General features: G+C 66.9%; 18 protein-coding genes and 1 pseudogene. 13 read left to right on the top strand and 6 right to left on the bottom strand.

Features of this window, described 5'->3' with window-relative positions; translation table 11 throughout:
• Positions 1-38 precede the first annotated feature (38 nt).
• The 3 genes from mqo to Q7514_RS02785 all read left to right on the top strand — a co-directional run bounded on the left by mqo (position 39) and on the right by Q7514_RS02785 (position 4377).
• Positions 39-1565 carry a malate dehydrogenase (quinone) gene (gene mqo / locus Q7514_RS02795; protein ID WP_330131718.1) on the top strand — a complete coding sequence of 509 codons (1527 nt, stop codon included), beginning with the start codon at positions 39-41 and terminating at the stop codon, positions 1563-1565.
• Positions 1566-1673: 108 nt separating this feature from the next.
• Positions 1674-2906, top strand: a complete 1233-nt coding sequence (cobA, locus tag Q7514_RS02790; RefSeq protein WP_330131717.1) for a uroporphyrinogen-III C-methyltransferase — start codon at positions 1674-1676, stop codon at positions 2904-2906.
• A 43-nt stretch (positions 2907-2949) separates the two neighbouring features.
• Complete coding sequence (locus Q7514_RS02785; protein ID WP_330132001.1) at positions 2950-4377, top strand: MFS transporter; 1428 nt, start codon at positions 2950-2952, stop codon at positions 4375-4377.
• Positions 4378-4422: 45 nt separating this feature from the next.
• Here the strand turns inward: Q7514_RS02785 and yaaA are convergent, their stop codons facing one another.
• Entirely contained in the window at positions 4423-5166 is a 744-nt protein-coding gene (yaaA, locus tag Q7514_RS02780; RefSeq protein WP_330131716.1) for a peroxide stress protein YaaA, read from the bottom strand.
• Between the two features lie 54 nt (positions 5167-5220).
• Between yaaA and Q7514_RS02775 the strand changes: the two genes are divergently transcribed.
• From Q7514_RS02775 to Q7514_RS02760, 4 genes are all read left to right on the top strand, one after another.
• A complete protein-coding gene (locus tag Q7514_RS02775; protein ID WP_330131715.1) occupies positions 5221-6963 on the top strand; it encodes a proline--tRNA ligase in 1743 nt (580 codons plus the stop codon).
• A gap of 62 nt (positions 6964-7025) precedes the next feature.
• On the top strand, positions 7026-7679 hold the full coding sequence (locus Q7514_RS02770; RefSeq protein ID WP_330131714.1) for an O-methyltransferase: 654 nt from the start codon (positions 7026-7028) through the stop codon (positions 7677-7679).
• 79 nt (positions 7680-7758) lie between these two features.
• Positions 7759-8850 carry an NAD(P)H-dependent amine dehydrogenase family protein gene (locus Q7514_RS02765; RefSeq protein ID WP_330131713.1) on the top strand — a complete coding sequence of 364 codons (1092 nt, stop codon included), beginning with the start codon at positions 7759-7761 and terminating at the stop codon, positions 8848-8850.
• Positions 8847-9326, top strand: a complete 480-nt coding sequence (locus tag Q7514_RS02760) for a carboxymuconolactone decarboxylase family protein (RefSeq protein WP_330131712.1) — start codon at positions 8847-8849, stop codon at positions 9324-9326. Before Q7514_RS02765 ends, Q7514_RS02760 begins: the two co-directional genes overlap by 4 nt.
• Before the next feature lie 34 nt (positions 9327-9360).
• Here the strand turns inward: Q7514_RS02760 and Q7514_RS02755 are convergent, their stop codons facing one another.
• The 3 genes and pseudogenes from Q7514_RS02755 to Q7514_RS02745 all read right to left on the bottom strand — a co-directional run bounded on the left by Q7514_RS02755 (position 9361) and on the right by Q7514_RS02745 (position 11070).
• Positions 9361-9795 (bottom strand): VOC family protein, encoded by a 435-nt coding sequence (locus Q7514_RS02755; RefSeq protein ID WP_330131711.1) that lies wholly within the window; start codon positions 9793-9795, stop codon positions 9361-9363.
• Positions 9796-9887: 92 nt separating this feature from the next.
• Positions 9888-10214 (bottom strand): annotated as a pseudogene (locus Q7514_RS02750) (response regulator transcription factor); the annotation flags it as partial.
• A 34-nt stretch (positions 10215-10248) separates the two neighbouring features.
• Positions 10249-11070 carry a sensor histidine kinase gene (locus tag Q7514_RS02745; protein ID WP_330131710.1) on the bottom strand — a complete coding sequence of 274 codons (822 nt, stop codon included), beginning with the start codon at positions 11068-11070 and terminating at the stop codon, positions 10249-10251.
• Between the two features lie 62 nt (positions 11071-11132).
• Here Q7514_RS02745 and Q7514_RS02740 point away from each other — a divergent pair, with 62 nt between their 5' ends.
• From Q7514_RS02740 to Q7514_RS02730, 3 genes are all read left to right on the top strand, one after another.
• Complete coding sequence (locus Q7514_RS02740; protein WP_330131709.1) at positions 11133-12326, top strand: serine hydrolase domain-containing protein; 1194 nt, start codon at positions 11133-11135, stop codon at positions 12324-12326.
• A gap of 152 nt (positions 12327-12478) precedes the next feature.
• Entirely contained in the window at positions 12479-13087 is a 609-nt protein-coding gene (locus Q7514_RS02735; protein ID WP_330131708.1) for an ABC transporter ATP-binding protein, read from the top strand.
• Positions 13084-13932 carry an ABC transporter permease gene (locus tag Q7514_RS02730; protein ID WP_330131707.1) on the top strand — a complete coding sequence of 283 codons (849 nt, stop codon included), beginning with the start codon at positions 13084-13086 and terminating at the stop codon, positions 13930-13932. Before Q7514_RS02735 ends, Q7514_RS02730 begins: the two co-directional genes overlap by 4 nt.
• A 33-nt stretch (positions 13933-13965) precedes the next feature.
• Here the strand turns inward: Q7514_RS02730 and Q7514_RS02725 are convergent, their stop codons facing one another.
• Together Q7514_RS02725 and Q7514_RS02720 are read right to left on the bottom strand one after the other, a co-directional pair.
• Positions 13966-14412: a ferritin-like domain-containing protein gene (locus Q7514_RS02725; protein WP_330131706.1), complete on the bottom strand. Its 447-nt coding sequence runs from the start codon at positions 14410-14412 to the stop codon at positions 13966-13968.
• Complete coding sequence (locus tag Q7514_RS02720) at positions 14409-14879, bottom strand: hypothetical protein (protein WP_330131705.1); 471 nt, start codon at positions 14877-14879, stop codon at positions 14409-14411. The genes Q7514_RS02725 and Q7514_RS02720 overlap by 4 nt, the downstream gene beginning before the upstream one ends.
• 174 nt (positions 14880-15053) lie before the next feature.
• On the opposite strand from Q7514_RS02720, the gene rimP reads away from it, so the two are divergent.
• The 3 genes from rimP to Q7514_RS02705 are packed head-to-tail and all read left to right on the top strand — an operon-like array spanning position 15054 to position 17124.
• Positions 15054-15671: a ribosome maturation factor RimP gene (gene rimP, locus Q7514_RS02715; RefSeq protein ID WP_330131704.1), complete on the top strand. Its 618-nt coding sequence runs from the start codon at positions 15054-15056 to the stop codon at positions 15669-15671.
• On the top strand, positions 15668-16696 hold the full coding sequence (nusA, locus tag Q7514_RS02710) for a transcription termination factor NusA (RefSeq protein WP_330131703.1): 1029 nt from the start codon (positions 15668-15670) through the stop codon (positions 16694-16696). Before rimP ends, nusA begins: the two co-directional genes overlap by 4 nt.
• Entirely contained in the window at positions 16621-17124 is a 504-nt protein-coding gene (locus tag Q7514_RS02705) for a YlxR family protein (protein ID WP_408016019.1), read from the top strand. The genes nusA and Q7514_RS02705 overlap by 76 nt, the downstream gene beginning before the upstream one ends.
• Positions 17125-17181 lie beyond the last annotated feature (57 nt).

Here is a 17181-nt window from a genome sequence, read left to right as displayed (position 1 = left end):
GGCGGCGCGTGCGAACAGACAAGGAAGTCGATTTCCCAGTGTCAGAGAACGTAGAGGCGAAGACCGATGTAGTGCTCGTAGGCGCGGGCATCATGAGCGCGACCCTCGGAGCGCTGCTGCGCCAGCTGCAGCCGGAGTGGTCCATCACGGCGTTCGAGCGGCTCGACGCCGCCGCCGCGGAGAGCAGCGACCCGTGGAACAACGCGGGCACCGGACATTCCGCCCTGTGTGAGCTCAACTACACCCCCGCGAAGCCCGACGGCTCGGTCGACATCACCAAGGCGATCAACGTCAACGAGCAGTTCCAGGTATCGCGCCAGTTCTGGGCCTACGCGATCGACAAGGGAATCCTGTCGGATCCGAAGAACTTCATCAACCCGATTCCGCATGTCAGCTTCGTGCACGGCGCCGACAACGTGAAGTACCTGCGCGCCCGCTACGACGCCCTTGCCGGACACCCGCTCTTCGCCGACATGGAGTACTCCGAGAGCCCCGAATGGTTCTCCGAGCGCCTGCCGCTGATGGCCGAGGGCCGCGACTTCTCCGACCCGGTCGCGCTGAACTGGACCGAAACCGGCACCGACGTCGACTTCGGTGCGCTCACCAAGCAGCTCGTCAACAACGTCGCCGCGTCCGGCGGCACGGTGTTCTTCGGCCACGAGGTCACCAACCTCTCCAAGCAATCCGACGGCAGCTGGATCGTCAAGGTCCGCAATCGTCGTACCGGTGAGTCCCGCAAGGTTCACGCCAAGTTCGTGTTCGTCGGTGCCGGCGGCGGTGCACTGCACCTGCTTCAGAAGTCGGGTATCGCCGAGGCCAAGGGCTTCGGCGGGTTCCCCGTCTCGGGTGCGTTCCTGCGCTGCACCAACCCCGAGGTCATCGCTCGGCACAGCGCCAAGGTCTACGGTAAGGCCGCCGTCGGTGCACCTCCGATGTCGGTGCCCCACCTCGACACCCGCGTGATCAACGGTGAGCAGGGCCTGCTCTTCGGTCCGTACGCCGGTTGGTCGCCGAAGTTCCTCAAGCAGGGCGGCGTGATGGACCTGCCCAAGTCGGTCAAGCCGAACAACCTGATGTCGATGCTAGGGGTGGGCATGACGGAACTCGGCCTCGTCAAGTACCTGGTCAGTGAGCTGAGCCAGTCGCCCGCCGACCGCATCGTGACGCTGTCCGAGTTCGCCCCCGAGGCTCGCCTCGAGGACTGGGAGCTGATCGTCGCCGGTCAGCGCGTCCAGGTCATCCGGCGTAAGGGCGCGGGTGGTGTCCTCGAGTTCGGTACTGCAGTGGTCAACGCCGCCGACGGAACGATCGCGGGCCTCCTCGGTGCGTCGCCCGGCGCGTCTACCGCTGTGCCTGCAATGCTCGACGTACTCGAGCGGTGCTTCCCGCAGCAGTGGGCAGGATGGCAGCCGAAGCTGAAGGAGATGGTTCCGTCGCTGGGCATCAAACTGTCCGAGAATCCCGCGCTGTTCGAGCAGGTGTGGAATTGGAGCACCAAGTCGCTCGAGCTCGACGTCGCGTCCGATCCTGTGCCGACCGCTCCTGTCGAGGCCGCAGCAGTCTGACAGCTCCGGCAGTCTGTCAGTCACACAAAGTCGTCGCAGGCCGGTCCGCGCCCAGTGGGGAGCGGACCGGCCTGTACTCACATCGGATCGGAAAGTGGGGACCACCGGGTGCCAACCGAGAGCGTCGGCGAGACGAATTATCTCGTCGGCCTGAATCTGTCCGGGCGCCGCGTCGTCGTGGTGGGAGGCGGGTCCGTCGCGCAGCGTCGACTCGGATTGCTCGCCTACTCGGGCGCGGACATCCACGTGGTGGCGCGCGCAGCGACGCCGGTGATCGAGAGCATGGCCGCCAAGGGAAATATCACCCTCGAACTCCGTGACTACGTCGAGGGAGATCTCGACGGCGCGTGGTACGCGATGGCATGCACCGACGAAGCCGACACCAATGCGGCGGTCGTGTCGGAAGCCGAACGGCGCAGGGTGTTCTGCGTGCGCGCCGACAATGCGCGAGAGGGAAGTGCGGTCACCCCCGCGACTGCCCAGCACGACGGTCTGTCCGTCGGTGTACTGGCCGGTGGTGACCACCGACGTTCGGCCTCCGTCCGCACCTCGATCCTCGATGCACTCGCAGGTTCGGGCACCTCCGGGATTTCCGACACCGGCAACAAGCCGGTCGGTGTCGCGCTGGTGGGCGGCGGACCGGGTGACCCGGACCTGATCACTGTCCGAGGACGTCGCCTGCTCTCGCAGGCCGATGTCGTGGTCGCAGACCATCTGGCGCCGCAGCCGCTGCTCGCCGAACTCGCCCCGCACGTCGAGGTGATCGACGCCGCGAAACTGCCCTATGGCAGGGCGATGGCGCAGCAGGTCATCAACGAGATCCTCGTCGACCGCGCCAACGCCGGGAAGTTCGTCGTCCGGCTCAAAGGCGGCGACCCGTACGTATTCGGACGTGGCTTCGAAGAACTCGAAGCGTGTGCCGAGGCAGGCGTCCCGGTGACGGTGGTGCCGGGCATCACCAGTGCGATCTCGGTGCCGTCGGCCGCCGGAATCCCCGTCACTCACCGGGGGGTGACCCACGAGTTCGTGGTGATCAGCGGCCACGTCGCACCCGACCATCCGGATTCGTTGACCGACTGGGGTGCGCTCGCGAAACTTCGGGGCACGCTCGTGCTGCTGATGGCAGTTGCGCGTATCGAACAGTTCGCCGACGCCTTGCTCGCTGGTGGACGCCCCGCCGATACCCCGGTGGCCGTCGTGCAGGAGGGAACGCTGCGCAGCCAGCGAGTGTTGCGTGCCGACCTCGCCACCGTTGCCACCCGCGTGCGCGATGAAGGTATCCGTCCACCCGCGATCATCGTCATCGGCCCCGTCGCGGGCTTCACCGTGGAAGGTGTGTGACGTGACCGAGCCATCGAAGCAGCTGACGACACGCGCAGTCGCCATGGCGACTCTGGTCCTGAGTGGGCTCCAGCTCATGGTCGTGCTCGACGGCACCGTTGCGAACCTCGCTCTCGCGCCACTGCAGAGCGAACTCGAACTCTCCGACGCGGGCCGCAACTGGGTCCTCACCTCGTACGCACTGGCCTTCGGCGGCCTGATGCTGCTCGGCGGGCGCCTCGGCGACAGCTACGGCCGCAAGAAGATGTTCATCGCCGGTGTCGGGCTCTTCACAATTGCATCACTGCTGTGCGGCCTCGCGAACAACGAAGCGATGCTCATCGGTGCGCGTGCCCTGCAGGGCGTCGGCGCGGCCGTCGCGTCGCCCACCGCCCTTGCTCTCGTAGCGACTACATTCGCGGCGGGACCCGCCCGCAACCGGGCGATTGCGGTGTTCGCCGCGATGACGGGCGTCGGGTCCATTGCGGGTCTCATCCTCGGTGGGGCGCTCACCCAGGTGTCGTGGCGATGGATCTTCCTGATCAACGTGCCCATCGGTGCGCTCATCGTGGGTCTCGCGGTGATCGCGCTCCGAGAGACCGCAGCCGAGCGGCTCGCGCTCGACGTACCCGGTGCAATTCTTGCGACTCTGGGCTGCACCGGTCTGGTTTTTGCGTTGACGGAAGGGCCTGAACTGGGCTGGGGAAGTCCCGCAGTGGTGGGTGCACTCGTCGCCGGTGTCGTGCTGCTCGGGGTTTTCCTGCTGGTCGAGCGTCGCGCCGAGAATCCACTGCTGCCGTTCGTCCTGTTCCGCAACAAGGACCGCGTTGCGGTGTTCGTGTCGATCTTCTTCGCGGGCGCGGTGATGTTCAGCCTCGCTGCATTCGTTGCACTGTTCGTACAGGACGTCCTCGGCTACACCCCGCTGCAGGCGGGTCTTGCGTTCGTGCCGTTCGCGTTCGGTCTCGGTGCTGCGGCTGCCGCGTCCTCGAAGCTCGTGGCGCGCATCGAGCCACGGTGGCTGATCGTCACCGGCACCGTGATCATGACCGCGAGCCTGCTGTACGGGTCCACGATGGACGGCAGCGTCCGCTACCTTCCCACCCTGTTCGTGTTGGTGCTCGTCGTCGGGTTCGGCGTCGGACTCGCCGTGGTCCCGCTGCCCTTGTGCGCGATTGCAGGGGTGGGGTCGCACGAGATCGGACCACTGTCTGCGATCGCACAGGTCGCTCAGACGCTCGGCGGGCCCGTCGGTCTCGGCATCATCGGGGCGATGGCGACGTCGAAGACGTTGTCGCTCGGTGGTACCTCCGGCGCAGTCGCCGACATGACAGAGGCCCAGCTCGCCGCACAGGGCGCGGGCTACATGTTCGCGCTCGTGGGCTGCGCGGTATGTGCGGTGATCGCGGGTATCTCGGCGTTGTTCATCCGGTTCACACCCGAACAGGTTGCGCAGGCACAGGAAGCCGAGAAGTCGGTCCAGACCACCTGACGTGCCGAACTCCCGACCGGCCCCGTCGGCGGGGCCGGTTTCGTTTCATGTCAGGACGATCAACTCGGTCGGCGATTCGACCTCGACCCGCAGCCCGGCCTTCGACGCGACCCGAGCCACACCCTTGACGTCGATCGGCTCGGCGCGAGTGAGCACGAGCGCTCTCGCAAGCAGGCCCTTGTGATGTTTGTTGAAGTGGCTGACCACCTTGCGGGTGCCATCGGGCTGCTCGGTGAGCACCGTGGCTGTCACCGCACCGGGCACCGGACCGAGCTGCTGATAGACACCCGAGCGCAGGTCGACGACGAGATCACCGTCGGCCTCCGTCACGATCGCGTCGGACAGTTCCGGGCGCCACAGCGCCGCGAGTGTCCCGAAACCGGGCAGCTTCGATCCGCCCGACAGTCGGTACGCGGGAACCGGGTCGGCCGCACGGACCGCACCGAACAGCGCGGACCCGATGCCCAGTCGACGGTAGGCCTTGTCACGTTGGGCCTTGGTGAAGGACGCGGCGTCGAGCGCATCGAACAGCACTCCCGTGTAGCGCAAGAGCGCCGGCCGGGTCGGGGAGACCCACAGTTTCGCGTTCCGTTCGACCTCCTCGAACCGGGTGGCACCCAATCCGAGGGCCCGACACGACGCCTCCGGATCAGCGGCGAGGTCGACCAGGGCCTGCACCAGTAGTTCGCGTGTCTCGGTCAGTTGCGGCATCGACAGGTCACCGAGATCGAGCGGGGCGCCGTCGCCGCCGTCGGACTTCGTCTCGGACGGGGGAAGAAGTACCAGCACAAACGACAACCGTACCGATCGGGTGGATCGGGTCGCGAGGTAGGCTGACCGATCGTGATCACCCGCATGTCGCACCTGTTCCTCCGCACGCTCCGCGACGATCCGGCAGACGCCGAGGTCGCCAGCCACAAGCTGCTCGTCCGCGCCGGCTACGTGCGCCGCATCGCGCCGGGCGTGTACTCGTGGCTGCCTCTGGGCCTGAAGGTGCTGCGGCAGGTGGAGCGGGTCGTCCGCGAAGAGATGAACAGTTTCGGCGCACAGGAGATCTCCCTGCCCGCGCTCCTGCCGCGCGACCCCTACGAGACGACGAACCGCTGGACCGAGTACGGCGACAGCCTCTTCCGCCTGAAGGACCGCAAGGGCGGTGACTACCTGCTCGGGCCCACCCACGAGGAGCTGTTCGCGCTCACCGTGAAGGGCGAATACAACTCGTACAAGGACTTCCCGGTCACGCTCTACCAGATCCAGACCAAGTACCGCGACGAGGAGCGGCCGCGCGCCGGCATCCTCCGGGGCCGCGAGTTCACCATGAAGGACTCGTACAGCTTCGACCTCACCGACGAGGGGCTCGCCGAGTCGTACCGCGCGCACCGCGACGCCTACGAGCGGATCTTCGCGCGCCTCGGCGTGAAGTATGTGATCGTGTCGGCGACGTCCGGCGCGATGGGCGGCAGCGCCTCGGAAGAGTTCCTCGCCGAGTCGCCCGCGGGTGAGGACACCTACGTGCGGTGCCTCGAATCCGGGTACGCGGCCAACGTCGAGGCCGTGAAGACCCTGGCACCGGCACCCATTCCGATCGAAGGCCGGCCGGAGGCGGTCGTCCACGACACCCCCGACACCCCCACGATCGACACCCTCGTCGCAGCGTCCTCACACATCCTCGGCCGCGAGGTCGACGCGTCCGAGACGCTCAAGAACATCCTCGTGAAGGTGCGGCAGCCCGGCGGCGAGTGGGAGCTCCTCGGGATCGGCGTTCCGGGCGACCGCGAGGTCGACGACAAGCGCCTCGAAGCCTCCCTCGAGCCGGCCGAGTTCGCGCTGCTCGGCGAGTCCGACTTCGCCGCCAATCCGTTCCTCGTCAAGGGGTACATCGGGCCCGAGGCATTGCTGGCCAACGGCGTGCGCTACCTCGTCGACCCCCGGGTCGTCGACGGCAGCTCCTGGATCACCGGCGCCGACCAACACGGCAAGCACGTGTTCGGGCTCGTCGCCGGCCGCGACTTCGTACCGGACGGCACGATCGAGGCGGCCGAGGTGCGCGACGGCGACCCGTCGCCCGACGGCGCAGGTCCGCTCGTGTCCGCCCGCGGCATCGAGATCGGCCACGTGTTCCAGCTCGGTCGCAAGTACACCGACGCTTTCGAGGTGAACGTCCTCGGTGAGAACGGTAAGCCTGTGCGTCCCACCATGGGCTCCTACGGCGTCGGTGTCTCGCGACTCGTCGCCGTGGTCGCCGAGCAGCAGCACGACGACAAGGGACTGCGCTGGCCCGCTGAGATCGCGCCGTTCGACGTGCACCTCGTGATCGCCAACAAGGACGAGCAGGCCCGCGCGGGCGCCGAGGCCCTCGCGCAGGAACTCTCCGACGCCGGCATCGACCTGCTCTTCGACGACCGCAAGGCATCTCCGGGCGTGAAGTTCAAGGACTCCGAACTGCTCGGAATGCCGCTCGTCGTCGTGGTCGGCCGCGGTTTCGCCGACGGACATGTCGAACTGCGCGACCGCTTCACCGGAGAGGCCCGCGAGGTACCGGTCGGTGACGCGGTGAACGAGGTTCTCGCAGCGACCCGCCGCTGAAAAGACCGACGGCTGCCGATGAGGCGGCGACGGGGGACCCTGTGACAGGGGACACTGGGTCCATGGCTCCTGATTGGGAACGTACCGACACCTACCTCTCCGACCTCCTCATCGGCAACGATCGAGCCACCGAGTCCGCGCTAGCGGCGAACGCCGAGGCCGGTCTGCCGGCCATCGACGTCTCACGCATGCAGGGGAAGTTCCTGCACCTGCTTGCGCGCGCGATGGGAGCACGGACGATCCTCGAGATCGGCACGCTCGGTGGATACAGCACGATCTGGCTCGCGCGGGCCGTCGGCGACGAAGGGCGCGTGATCACACTCGAATTCGAGCCCCGCCACGCCGAGGTTGCCCGTACGAACCTGGACCGTGCCGGGGTCGGCGGAGTCGTCGACATCCGCGTCGGCCCCGCCCTGGACTCGTTGCCGCATCTCGAGGGCCCGTTCGATCTCGTGTTCATCGACGCGGACAAGGAGAACAATTCCAACTACGTGCGCGAGGCACTGCGGCTCACCCGCCCGGGCAGCGTCATCATCGTCGACAACATCGTCCGCGGCGGTGCGATCGCGGATCCGGACGAGGACGACGAGCGGGTCCGTGCGTCTCGGGATGTCCTCGCATTGTTCGCATCCGAACCTCGCCTCGACGCGACTGCACTGCAGACGGTGGGGGCGAAGAACTGGGATGGTTTCGCGATGGCGCTGGTCATCCACTGAGTGCGCTGCCGGACAGGTTCCCTCCGAATTGTCCTGATCCGCCACGAGAACCTGTTCCAGTGTCGTAATGTGCGCAGCCATGATCTCCACAGTCGTCTGGGGCACAGGAAACGTCGGGCGCGCGGCGATCCGCGCCGTCGATGCGCACCCCGAGCTCGAGCTCACAGCGGTTCTCGTCCACAACCCGGAGAAGGTCGGGCGTGACGCCGGGGACCTGGGTGAGCTCGGCCGTGAGCTCGGTGTCAGGGCGAGAGCAGATATCGACGCCGTGCTGTCCGAGGGCCCCGCCGCCATCGTGTACGCGGCGACCGGAGATATCCGCCCCGACGGCGCATTCGCCGACATCCTCCGTGCGCTGCGCACCGGTGCCGTCGTCGTCACACCCGCGCTGTTCCCGCTCTACGACCACCGCAGTGCACCGCCCGAGATGAGAGAGCCGGTCCTGGCGGTGATCGAAGAGGCAGGTGGGTCGCTGTTTGTGTCGGGTATCGATCCCGGGTGGGGCAACGACGTGCTGCCGTTGTTGCTCAGCGGACTCGGCACGACGGTCGACGGTATCCGCTGCCAGGAGATCTTCGATTACTCGACCTACGACCAGCCCGACTCGGTGCGATACCTCGTCGGGATGGGTCAGCCGATGGACTACGAACCTCCGATGCTCGCACCGTCGGTTCCCACGATGGTGTGGGGCGGACAGGTGCGGTTGATGGCGCGAGGCCTCGGCGTCGAACTCGACGAGATCCGCGAGGTCTTCGACCGGCGGGCCCTCGACAACACCATCACCACTGCGACGATGGGCGATTTCGAGGCGGGCACACAGGGCGCGGTGCGATTCGAACTGCAGGGCATCGTCGGCGGACAGCCCCGAATCGTCATCGAACACGTCACCCGCATCCACCCGAGTTGCGCGCCTGACTGGCCGACCCCACCCGACGGCGGTGCGGGCGCACACCGGGTGATCATCGAGGGACGACCTCGGATCGAAGTCAGTATCGAGGCCGACGACGAAGGAGGGAGTCGGGCGGCAGGCGGGAATGCGACGGCGGTGGGTCGGCTCGTCGGCGCGATCGACTGGCTCGTCGAGCACGAACCCGGCCTCTACGACGCGCTCGAAGTTCCGCTGCGCCCCGCTACCGGCAAACTCACAGCCGCGGAAGGAGCCCCCGCATGATCATCGACATCCCCGATGACAAGGACCCGATCGGCTATGTCTGGGCCGAGATGGTCCCCGGTATCGGGATCCCCGCTTCCCAGTTCTCGCTCTCCGTATACGAGCACTCGACCCTCGACCTGCGCGCGTTCGAAGCCGCGCGGCTGCGGATCGCGCAGATCAACGGATGTGTCTTCTGCCAGGACTGGCGCACCGAACGGGACGGTATCAAGGTGGAGCCCGGTTTCGACCGAGACGTCGAGAACTGGCGCACCACCGAGCACTTCGACGCGCGAACACGACTGGCCACCGAGTACGCCGAGCGATACGCGCTCGATCACCACGGTCTCGACGACGAGTTCTGGGTGCGGATGAAGGCCCAGTTCACCGACGCCGAGATCGTCGAGTTGTCGATGAGCATCGGATCGTGGCTGGCGTTCGGCCGGCTCAATCACGTGCTCGGGTTGGACACCGCCTGTGTACTACCCGGACACTGACCGACACGACGAATGATCAGGGTGCGCCGAAGGGTCAGGGTGCGCCGAACACCACGTCCCCGGTGTAGCCGATCATCCACTGCACGCCGTACTTGTCTGTGCACATGCCGAAGCGCTCGGCCCATTCCACCTTCCCCAGTGGCATGGACACCTCACCGCCCTCGGACAGTCCGCCGAACACCCGGTCTGCTTCCTCGGTGCTGTCGGCGTCGATCGAGATCGCGAAATTCGTTCCGGCGGTGACAGTGCCCATCGCCCCGGGTACGTCGGATCCCATGAGCATGCTGTCCCCCAACGGGAGCGCGACGTGTGCGACGCCATTCTTCTGTTCCTCGGTCAGCTCCATGTCGCCGGTGTCCATGTCGCTGAAGCGTGCCAGCTGCAGTTCCCCGCCGAAAACGGATTGGTAGAAGGTGAACACTTCTTCGGTATTGCCGTTGAAATTCAGGTACGGGTCGACTGATTTCATGTGTGCTCCCATATCGCTGTACGGACGGTCGCGCACCCGCAGTCTAGTGCGCCGATACCCTCACAACAGGCGGAACGGCTTCGGTCGAACGGTCAACCCTCCTGCCATCCGGGCCGCACCAGACCGGACTCGTAGGCCAGCACCACCAACTGGGTCCGGTCCCGCGCACCGAGCTCGAGCAAGATCCGGCTCACATGGGTGCGCACCGTCGCGGGGCTCAGGAACAGTCGGTCGCCGATCTCACGGTTGGTCAGGCCCTCGGCGACCAGAACCATCACCTCCCGCTCCCTGTCGGTGAGCCGCTCGAGTCCCGGCGCGGGCGGCGCCTGCTTCGTGTGTGCGGCGAACTCCGCCACCAACTTTCGTGTCACCGACGGTGAGAGCAACGCATCTCCCTCTGCCACGACCCGTACCGTACGAGCGCCTGATCGTCGGCCACCACAACCCGGATCGTCATCCGGCCACCTCGTACTCGTGGGGGAGTGGCCACGCGGCGCGAACCCGGAAACCGCCGTCGGGCCGCGGTCCCGCCGAGAACGTACCGCCGAGTGCCCGTGCCCGCTCACGCATGCCGGCGATACCGTTGCCGCCGCCGACGTCGGATGGACCGGGCTCCTCGAGCGTCGGCGGAACCTTGGTGCCGAAGCGATTGTCGACGCTGATCAGGAGGCGCTGCGCGGTATATGTGACGGTCACGGTCGCGGGTGCGCCGCCCGCGTGGCGCGCCACGTTCGTCAGAGACTCCTGCACGATCCGCGTCGCGGCGACATCGATGAGATTCGGCAGGCGGACCGGCACACCGCGCACCTGGGTCTCGACTTCCACTCCGGCAGCACGTGCGCGGTCGACGACAGCATCGAGATCCGCGATCCGGGGGGCCGGCGTGGGCACTCCCTCGCCGCCACTGCGCAACGAGGCGAGAAGCGCGTGTACCTCGTCGATCGCCTCGCGGCTGGTGATTTTGATCGTGCTCAGAGCGGGACGCGCCTGCTCGGGATGTGCATCGAACAACGCGAGCGCGACCGACGACTGCACGTGGATCAACGACAGACTGGGTGCCAGCACGTCGTGCAGTTCGCGCGCGATCTCGAGGCGTTCCTCGCTCGCATGTCGTCGACGTTCCTCCACGGCCGACCGCTCGGCGGCCGCCAGTCGTTCCTGCCGGGCCAGGCGGGCCGTGCGGCGTTGCCGAATGATCTCCGCCAGTGCGACGAGCACCAGCAGCCACGCCTCGAGGCCGATGGCGTGAACCGCATATGGAAACCTCGCAGACACGTCATGCTGAAGGCGCGCCGCTGTCCCAGCGCTCTGGTGGACGACACAACTGGGGATGTCGCATGACCATCGATCTGCACGGTACGGCGCGACTCTCGCGCTCACTGATCACCCTCGTCTCCGTGGCGACCGTCGCCGTCCTCGCTGCGGCGTGCTCGACGCCCCCGGGCGACGAACGGGTACCCGCCCGGTCGGCCACTGTCACCCGACCGGCTGCGCCCGAAGGGACGCTCCCCGACCCCCTCCGGACAGCACTGCAGGGCGCACTCGATCGGACGGTGACAGAATACGGGGTGCCCGGCGCCGCCGTGGGCGTATGGGTTCCGGGTGAAGGCACCTGGATTGCGACGGTCGGCACCGCCGACATCGAGGGCGAGGTCGCTGTCACCACAGACATGACCTGGCCACTGCGGAGTATCACCAAGTCGTACACCGTCACCCTCATCCTCCAATTGGTGGACGAGGGCACGATCGGTCTCGACGACACGATCGACCAGTACGTGGACGGCGTCACGGACGGGGGCAGGATCACTCTCCGAGAACTTGCCGGGATGTCCAGTGGCAACGCCGACTACACCGACGACAGATTCGTCGAGGTGTTCTCCGAGGACCCCGCGAGGATCTTCACGCTCGACGAGTTGAACAGTTTCGTGCTCGGTGCGCCGGCGGAGTTCGCACCCGGGGAGAAGAAGGTCTACACCAACGCGAACACCAACCTGCTCGGCGCCGTCGTCGAGCAGGCAACCGGTCAGCAGTTCGCCGACGTGCTCGACGAGCGCATCCTGAGGGCCCTCGGGCTGGACGGCAGCAAGTACGTCCTCGACGTCGCGCAGTGGGCCGATCCACATCCACGCGGGTACGCAGCGGGTGAGGGAGGTCTCGAGGAGCAGCCGGACAACCTGTCCATCTTCGGGCCGGCCGGCTCCATGATCAGCAACCTCGACGACGGTCGAGTGTGGGGCGAGGTCCTTGCCGCTGGCACGCTCCTGCAGCCGGACACCCAAGCCGAGCGGCAACAAGGGGCGCCGTTGGACGTGGGGCCACCGTACGACATCTACGCACTCGGAATCGGCGAGACGGCAGGTTGGTGGGGGCACAACGGCGAAGGCCTCGGTTTCACTGCGGCCATCTTCCACAACCCCGACTCGGGGGCGACCGTCGTCGTCTACATGAACGAATCCGACGTCGCGCCGAAGGCCCACCCCGCCGATCAGATGTTCCGACGCGTCGCCGAGATCCTCGCGCCGGGCCGATGACCCGTGGTCCGCGACACGTACTTCATGTGACGCCTCGCGGCCGATGTGCATACTTGCCCGTACGGCGCATCGTCGAATCATGTCGAACGAAATCGTGGTCACAGACCGACTGACCAAGCGACACGGCACGCAGACCGCCGTGGACTCTGTCGATGCAGGACACGTATGTCGAGGCGGCACTGCACCGTGTCGGGCTGTTGGACCGCGGAGAGGACCGGTACCGCACCTACTCGCTCGGGATGAAGCAGCGACTCGGCGTGGGTGCCGCATTGCTCGGCGAGCCGGAGTTGCTGATCCTCGACGAGCCCACCAACGGGCTGGACCCCGCCGGGATGGCCGAGATACGTGAACTCGTCGTAGACCTCGCCGACCACGGTCACGCCGTGCTGTTGTCGAGCCACATGCTCGCCGAGGTCCAGGAGGTGTGCGACCGCGTCGGAGTCATTTCACGCGGTCTGCTAGTCGCTGAATCGACCGTTGCCGACCTGCGCGGCGGCAGCAGACCGACCGTCCGGGCGGAGCCCATCGAACCGGCACACGACGTGGTTGCGGCGCTGGTACCAGCGGACGCGCTGACGCGTGAGCGGGACGTACTGATCGTCGACATCGATGCGGATCGGACTCCCGCGCTGGTGCGGGCATTGGTCGGTGCCGGGATCGAACTGCACGAACTGACCCGCCGTGAGCAGTCGCTGGAAGACGTGTTCTTCCGTATGACCGCCGACCGTACGGCCATCGACACCAGGCAGGAGCTGTCATGAACACCTTGATTGCCGGGACTCGCGCGGAGCTGCAGCGTCTGCGGACATGGCCGACGATGTGGGTACCGCTCGCCTCGTGGATCGTACTGAACTTCGTCTTCCTGTACGTCTTCAACTACATCACCTTCCGAACCGGGGGAACGACCGGTCTGTCGAGCACTGCACCCGCGGAGGTGCTGCTGGACCAGATGCTGCCGGGCGTCGTGCCCTCGGTCTTCACCCAGGGGATGGCGATGTTCGGCGGCGCCCTGATGCTGATACTCGGCGCCCTCACCTTCGGCAGTGGGTACGGCTGGGACACCTGGAAGACGGCCTTCACGCAGGGGCCGTCGCGGATTGCGGTGGTCGGTGCGACCTTGACGGTGCTCGGTGCCGTGGTGCTCGTCCTCCTGGTCGTCGTGTGCGTGATCGATCTGGGGGTCGCGGCGCTCATCGCGGGCGTCGAATCCCGATCTGCGGCACTGCCGGACCTCGGGTCACTACTGCAAAGCGCTCGGCGCCGGTGCATTGATTCTGGGGATAGGACGAGTGCCGGGGCGCTGATCGGCGCGGTCGCGCGTGGACCCGCCCTGTCGGTCGGGCTCGGGCTGGTATGGGTCCTCGTCGTCGAGAATCTGCTGCGCGGCGTCGGTGCGGTCCTCGAACCGATGACGTTGGTGACCGACTGGCTGCCCGGCACCGCGGCGGGGTCGCTGGCCGGTGCACTTCGCGGTGGCGCTGCGGGTGACGCGACACCAGGTGTCGTGGACATTCTGAGCGGCCCGACCGCCGCGTGGGTGCTCGCGGGCTACATCCTTGTGTTCACCGCCGGAACCGTGTGGTGGATGCGCCGCCAGGAAGTGTGACCGTGCGTCGTCGGCCGGGGGTCGGCCAGGTCCTCAGGACCGACCGGGGAACGGCACCGTCGGCGGAACGATGCCGAGGTGGATCCGCCACTGCGCGGCACGCACCGCGGTGTCGGTGAGCGCCTCGATCGCGGTCGCCCGTGTCGGTTCGCTCCGTGCCCGCTCGGCCACCGAGCGCCATGCGACCGCGGTATCGGTCTCGATCTGCAGTGCGAGTTGTGCGGCGCTCGCCGGGTCGTCGACAGGAAACGGCACCGTGTATCCGGGTGCCGCGACAGGTGGTTCGACACCGATGGTGATCAGCGCGTCGATCGTGGCGTCGCGGCGCGCGCGATGCGCCGCTGTGTCGGTCGCCACCTCGTCGGCGCGCGCCGGGTCTGCGAATGCGGACACGACGCCGTACCCGAACACAGCGGAGTGTTCGGCTTCGAGGGCATCGACGAGGGATTGCTGTTCGGGACCGAGCTCGGGTGATGTCACGGCAGCAACACCGCCGTCTGGACGGCGCACGCGGCGCTGATGGAGGCGAGCATGCCAGCGCGGAACCCCTGCAGGGTGCGGCCGACGTCCCCTGCGCTGCGCTGCGACCGGACCAGGCTTTCGCGCAGCAGCTCGACGGTCGGAGCCTGTCCGGCTGCAGCGGTCGTGGTCGTCGACGAGGGAGGGGTGTAGCTCGTCGTGGCGCCTGCGGCGCGCGCTATCTCGGCTTCGAGCGCGTCGGCGTGTGCCGTGCGTTCGGAGCTGATCATTGTCAGCGGTTCCGAGAGGTCGGGGACGAGAGCAACCAGGGCGGTGGCGGTCGATGCATCGGTGCGGGCGCGTGCGGCCTGTGCGAGCAGTGGGTCCGGCTCGAGCTCGTCGTCGGCGACTCCGCATCCGGTGACCGCAGCGACCGAGACTCCTCCTGCCGCAGCCGAGCACCATCGCAACAGGGTTCGTCGGGACATCGCGGATCGCGTCACTGGCATCGTCACCGGACCATCCTGCCAGTCGTGTGTGACGGACAACGACCCCGGCCTGGTCACGGGGCGGCGAATTGCACGTTAGGCTGGATATCTGCCGGAGCGCCCGTCCCGGCCGGTGTCCGCTGCGATCACAACTGAACGAGGAGCCCGCTCACCATGCCTGTGCCACCCCCGGAGAGGATCGTCGAGCTCGTCACGGATCTTCTCGACAACGAGGGCTACGACCTCGAGGACGTGGTCGTGACCGCCGCCGGAAAGCACAGCACCGTTCGTCTGATGGTCGACAGTGACGCAGGTCTCGGGCTCGACGAGGCTGCTCGCCTGAGTCGTCTGGTATCCGAAGCATTCGATTCCGTCTCCGATTTCGGGGAGTCCCCGTACGTCCTCGAAGTGACGAGTCCGGGTATCGGCCGGCCGCTCACGCTCGATCGGCATTGGCGGCGTGCTCAGGGGCGCAAGGCTCGGATCGAGACTGCCGACGAGACGTTCGTCGCTCGGATCGGAGAGCTCGTCGGCGACACCATTCGTGTGGTGGCGTCCGATAGGGAGGGTCCGTTCGTCCGGTCCGTGCCGTTGTCCGACGTCCGCAAGGCGGTGGTCGAGATCGAGTTCTCGCCCCCGCATGCACGGGAGCTGGAACTCGCAGGCGGGCTTCCGGAGGGGCGCGTGCAGGCCGGTGAGATCGACGAGAACGCAGTGGGCGAAGACGCGAGAGACGACGAAAACGCGGTGGACGAGGACACCGAAAGCAACGAACCGAGGATGGACAAGTGAATATCGAAATTGCGGCTCTGCGGATGCTGGAGTCGGAGAAGAACATTCCGTTCGACGAGCTGATCGAGACGCTCGAGACGGCATTGCTCACGGCCTACCGGCATGTCGACGGACACCAGCCGCATGCGCGGGTCGTGGTCGACGTCAAGACCGGAGCGATCCAGGTGCTCGCCGAGGAGCGCGACGAGGACGGCAACGTCATCGCCGAGTGGGACGACACCCCCGAGAACTTCGGGCGTATCGCCGCGACCACCGCCCGCCAGGTGATCATGCAGCGGATCCGCGACGCGGAACACGAGCAGCGGTTCGGTGAGTTTTCCACCCACGAGGGTGAGATCGTCAGCGGCGTCGTCCAGCGCGACTCCCGTGCCAACGCCCGCGGCATGGTGGTCGTCAAGATCGGCGGCGACGCCAGTGCCACCGAAGGGCTGATCCCGCCGGCCGAGCAGGTCCCGGGGGAGAGCTACGAACACGGCGACCGCATCAAGTGTTACGTCGTGGGTGTCTCGCGCGGTCAGCGCGGACCGCAGATCACACTGTCGCGCACGCACCCGAACCTGGTTCGCAAGCTGTTCGCACTCGAGGTTCCCGAGATCGCCGACGAGTCCGTCGAGATCGTCGCGGTCGCGCGGGAGTCCGGCCATCGTTCGAAGATTGCTGTGCACTCACTCGTGCCCGGGCTCAACGCGAAGGGCGCGTGCATCGGACCGATGGGGCAGCGGGTACGCAATGTGATGCGCGAACTCGGTGAAGAGAAGATCGACATCATCGATTTCGACGAGGATCCTGCGAAGTTCGTCGGCAACGCATTGTCGCCGTCGAAGGTGGTGTCCGTCACGGTCGTGGACCCGGATGCGCGTGCCGCACGCGTGGTCGTCCCCGACTTCCAGTTGTCGCTCGCGATCGGCAAAGAAGGGCAGAACGCGCGTCTCGCAGCCCGCCTGACGGGATGGCGAATCGACATCCGGAGCGACGCCGCACCCGTCGAGGTAGGGGACGCGGGCGAGTCCCCGACAGGCAGGTGAAGGCGGGATGCGGGATTTCGGGCAAAACAGCGGTACAGTGGTCGATGGTTCAGCATGATCTGCCCTCCGTCGGCCCGGAGCGCACCGGCCCGGTGCGCACTTGCGTCGGATGTCGGCAGCGAACGCTGGCTGCCGAACTGCTGAGGATCGTGGCGCGAGGCTCGGAACCGGAAGGTTTCGTGGTCGTCCCCGATCTGCGGCGCAGGCTTCCCGGGCGAGGTGCATGGATGCATCCCACTGCGGAGTGTCTGAACCTGGCCGTTCGGCGTCGAGCACTCGGCAGAGCACTGAAGGTGTCCGGGGGTCCGGATATCTCAGCGCTGGATCAGCTGGTCGGGTCCATGGCGGAGAGGTCGCACAGCGACCCCGACGACGGGACACCAACAGTGACATCGAACTCTGAGAAGAACAGGCACGAACACTCATGAGCACACCGTGAAGCACCAGCGATGAACGTCCATCGGAGATAACCCGAGGTCGTGCGG

This window comes from Rhodococcus artemisiae (assembly GCF_036327795.1).
Taxonomy (GTDB): domain Bacteria; phylum Actinomycetota; class Actinomycetes; order Mycobacteriales; family Mycobacteriaceae; genus Rhodococcus; species Rhodococcus artemisiae.
The sequence above is the reverse complement of the archived record's forward strand: the minus strand, read 5'-3'. Positions and strand labels throughout refer to the sequence as shown.

What these genes read in the sequence shown, in the direction of transcription:
- Q7514_RS02770 (WP_330131714.1), top strand. Translation starts at nt 7,026, where the DNA reads ATGGCTCCTGATTGGGAACGTACCGACACCTACCTCTCCGACCTCCTC.
- Q7514_RS02755 (WP_330131711.1), bottom strand. Translation starts at nt 9,795, where the DNA reads ATGAAATCAGTCGACCCGTACCTGAATTTCAACGGCAATACCGAAGAA.
- Q7514_RS02730 (WP_330131707.1), top strand. Translation starts at nt 13,084, where the DNA reads ATGAACACCTTGATTGCCGGGACTCGCGCGGAGCTGCAGCGTCTGCGG.
- Q7514_RS02785 (WP_330132001.1), top strand. Translation starts at nt 2,950, where the DNA reads ATGGCGACTCTGGTCCTGAGTGGGCTCCAGCTCATGGTCGTGCTCGAC.
- Q7514_RS02765 (WP_330131713.1), top strand. Translation starts at nt 7,759, where the DNA reads ATGATCTCCACAGTCGTCTGGGGCACAGGAAACGTCGGGCGCGCGGCG.
- Q7514_RS02735 (WP_330131708.1), top strand. Translation starts at nt 12,479, where the DNA reads ATGCAGGACACGTATGTCGAGGCGGCACTGCACCGTGTCGGGCTGTTG.
- rimP (WP_330131704.1), top strand. Translation starts at nt 15,054, where the DNA reads ATGCCTGTGCCACCCCCGGAGAGGATCGTCGAGCTCGTCACGGATCTT.
- Q7514_RS02760 (WP_330131712.1), top strand. Translation starts at nt 8,847, where the DNA reads ATGATCATCGACATCCCCGATGACAAGGACCCGATCGGCTATGTCTGG.
- Q7514_RS02705 (WP_408016019.1), top strand. Translation starts at nt 16,621, where the DNA reads ATGGCGAATCGACATCCGGAGCGACGCCGCACCCGTCGAGGTAGGGGA.
- Q7514_RS02720 (WP_330131705.1), bottom strand. Translation starts at nt 14,879, where the DNA reads ATGTCCCGACGAACCCTGTTGCGATGGTGCTCGGCTGCGGCAGGAGGA.
- Q7514_RS02740 (WP_330131709.1), top strand. Translation starts at nt 11,133, where the DNA reads ATGACCATCGATCTGCACGGTACGGCGCGACTCTCGCGCTCACTGATC.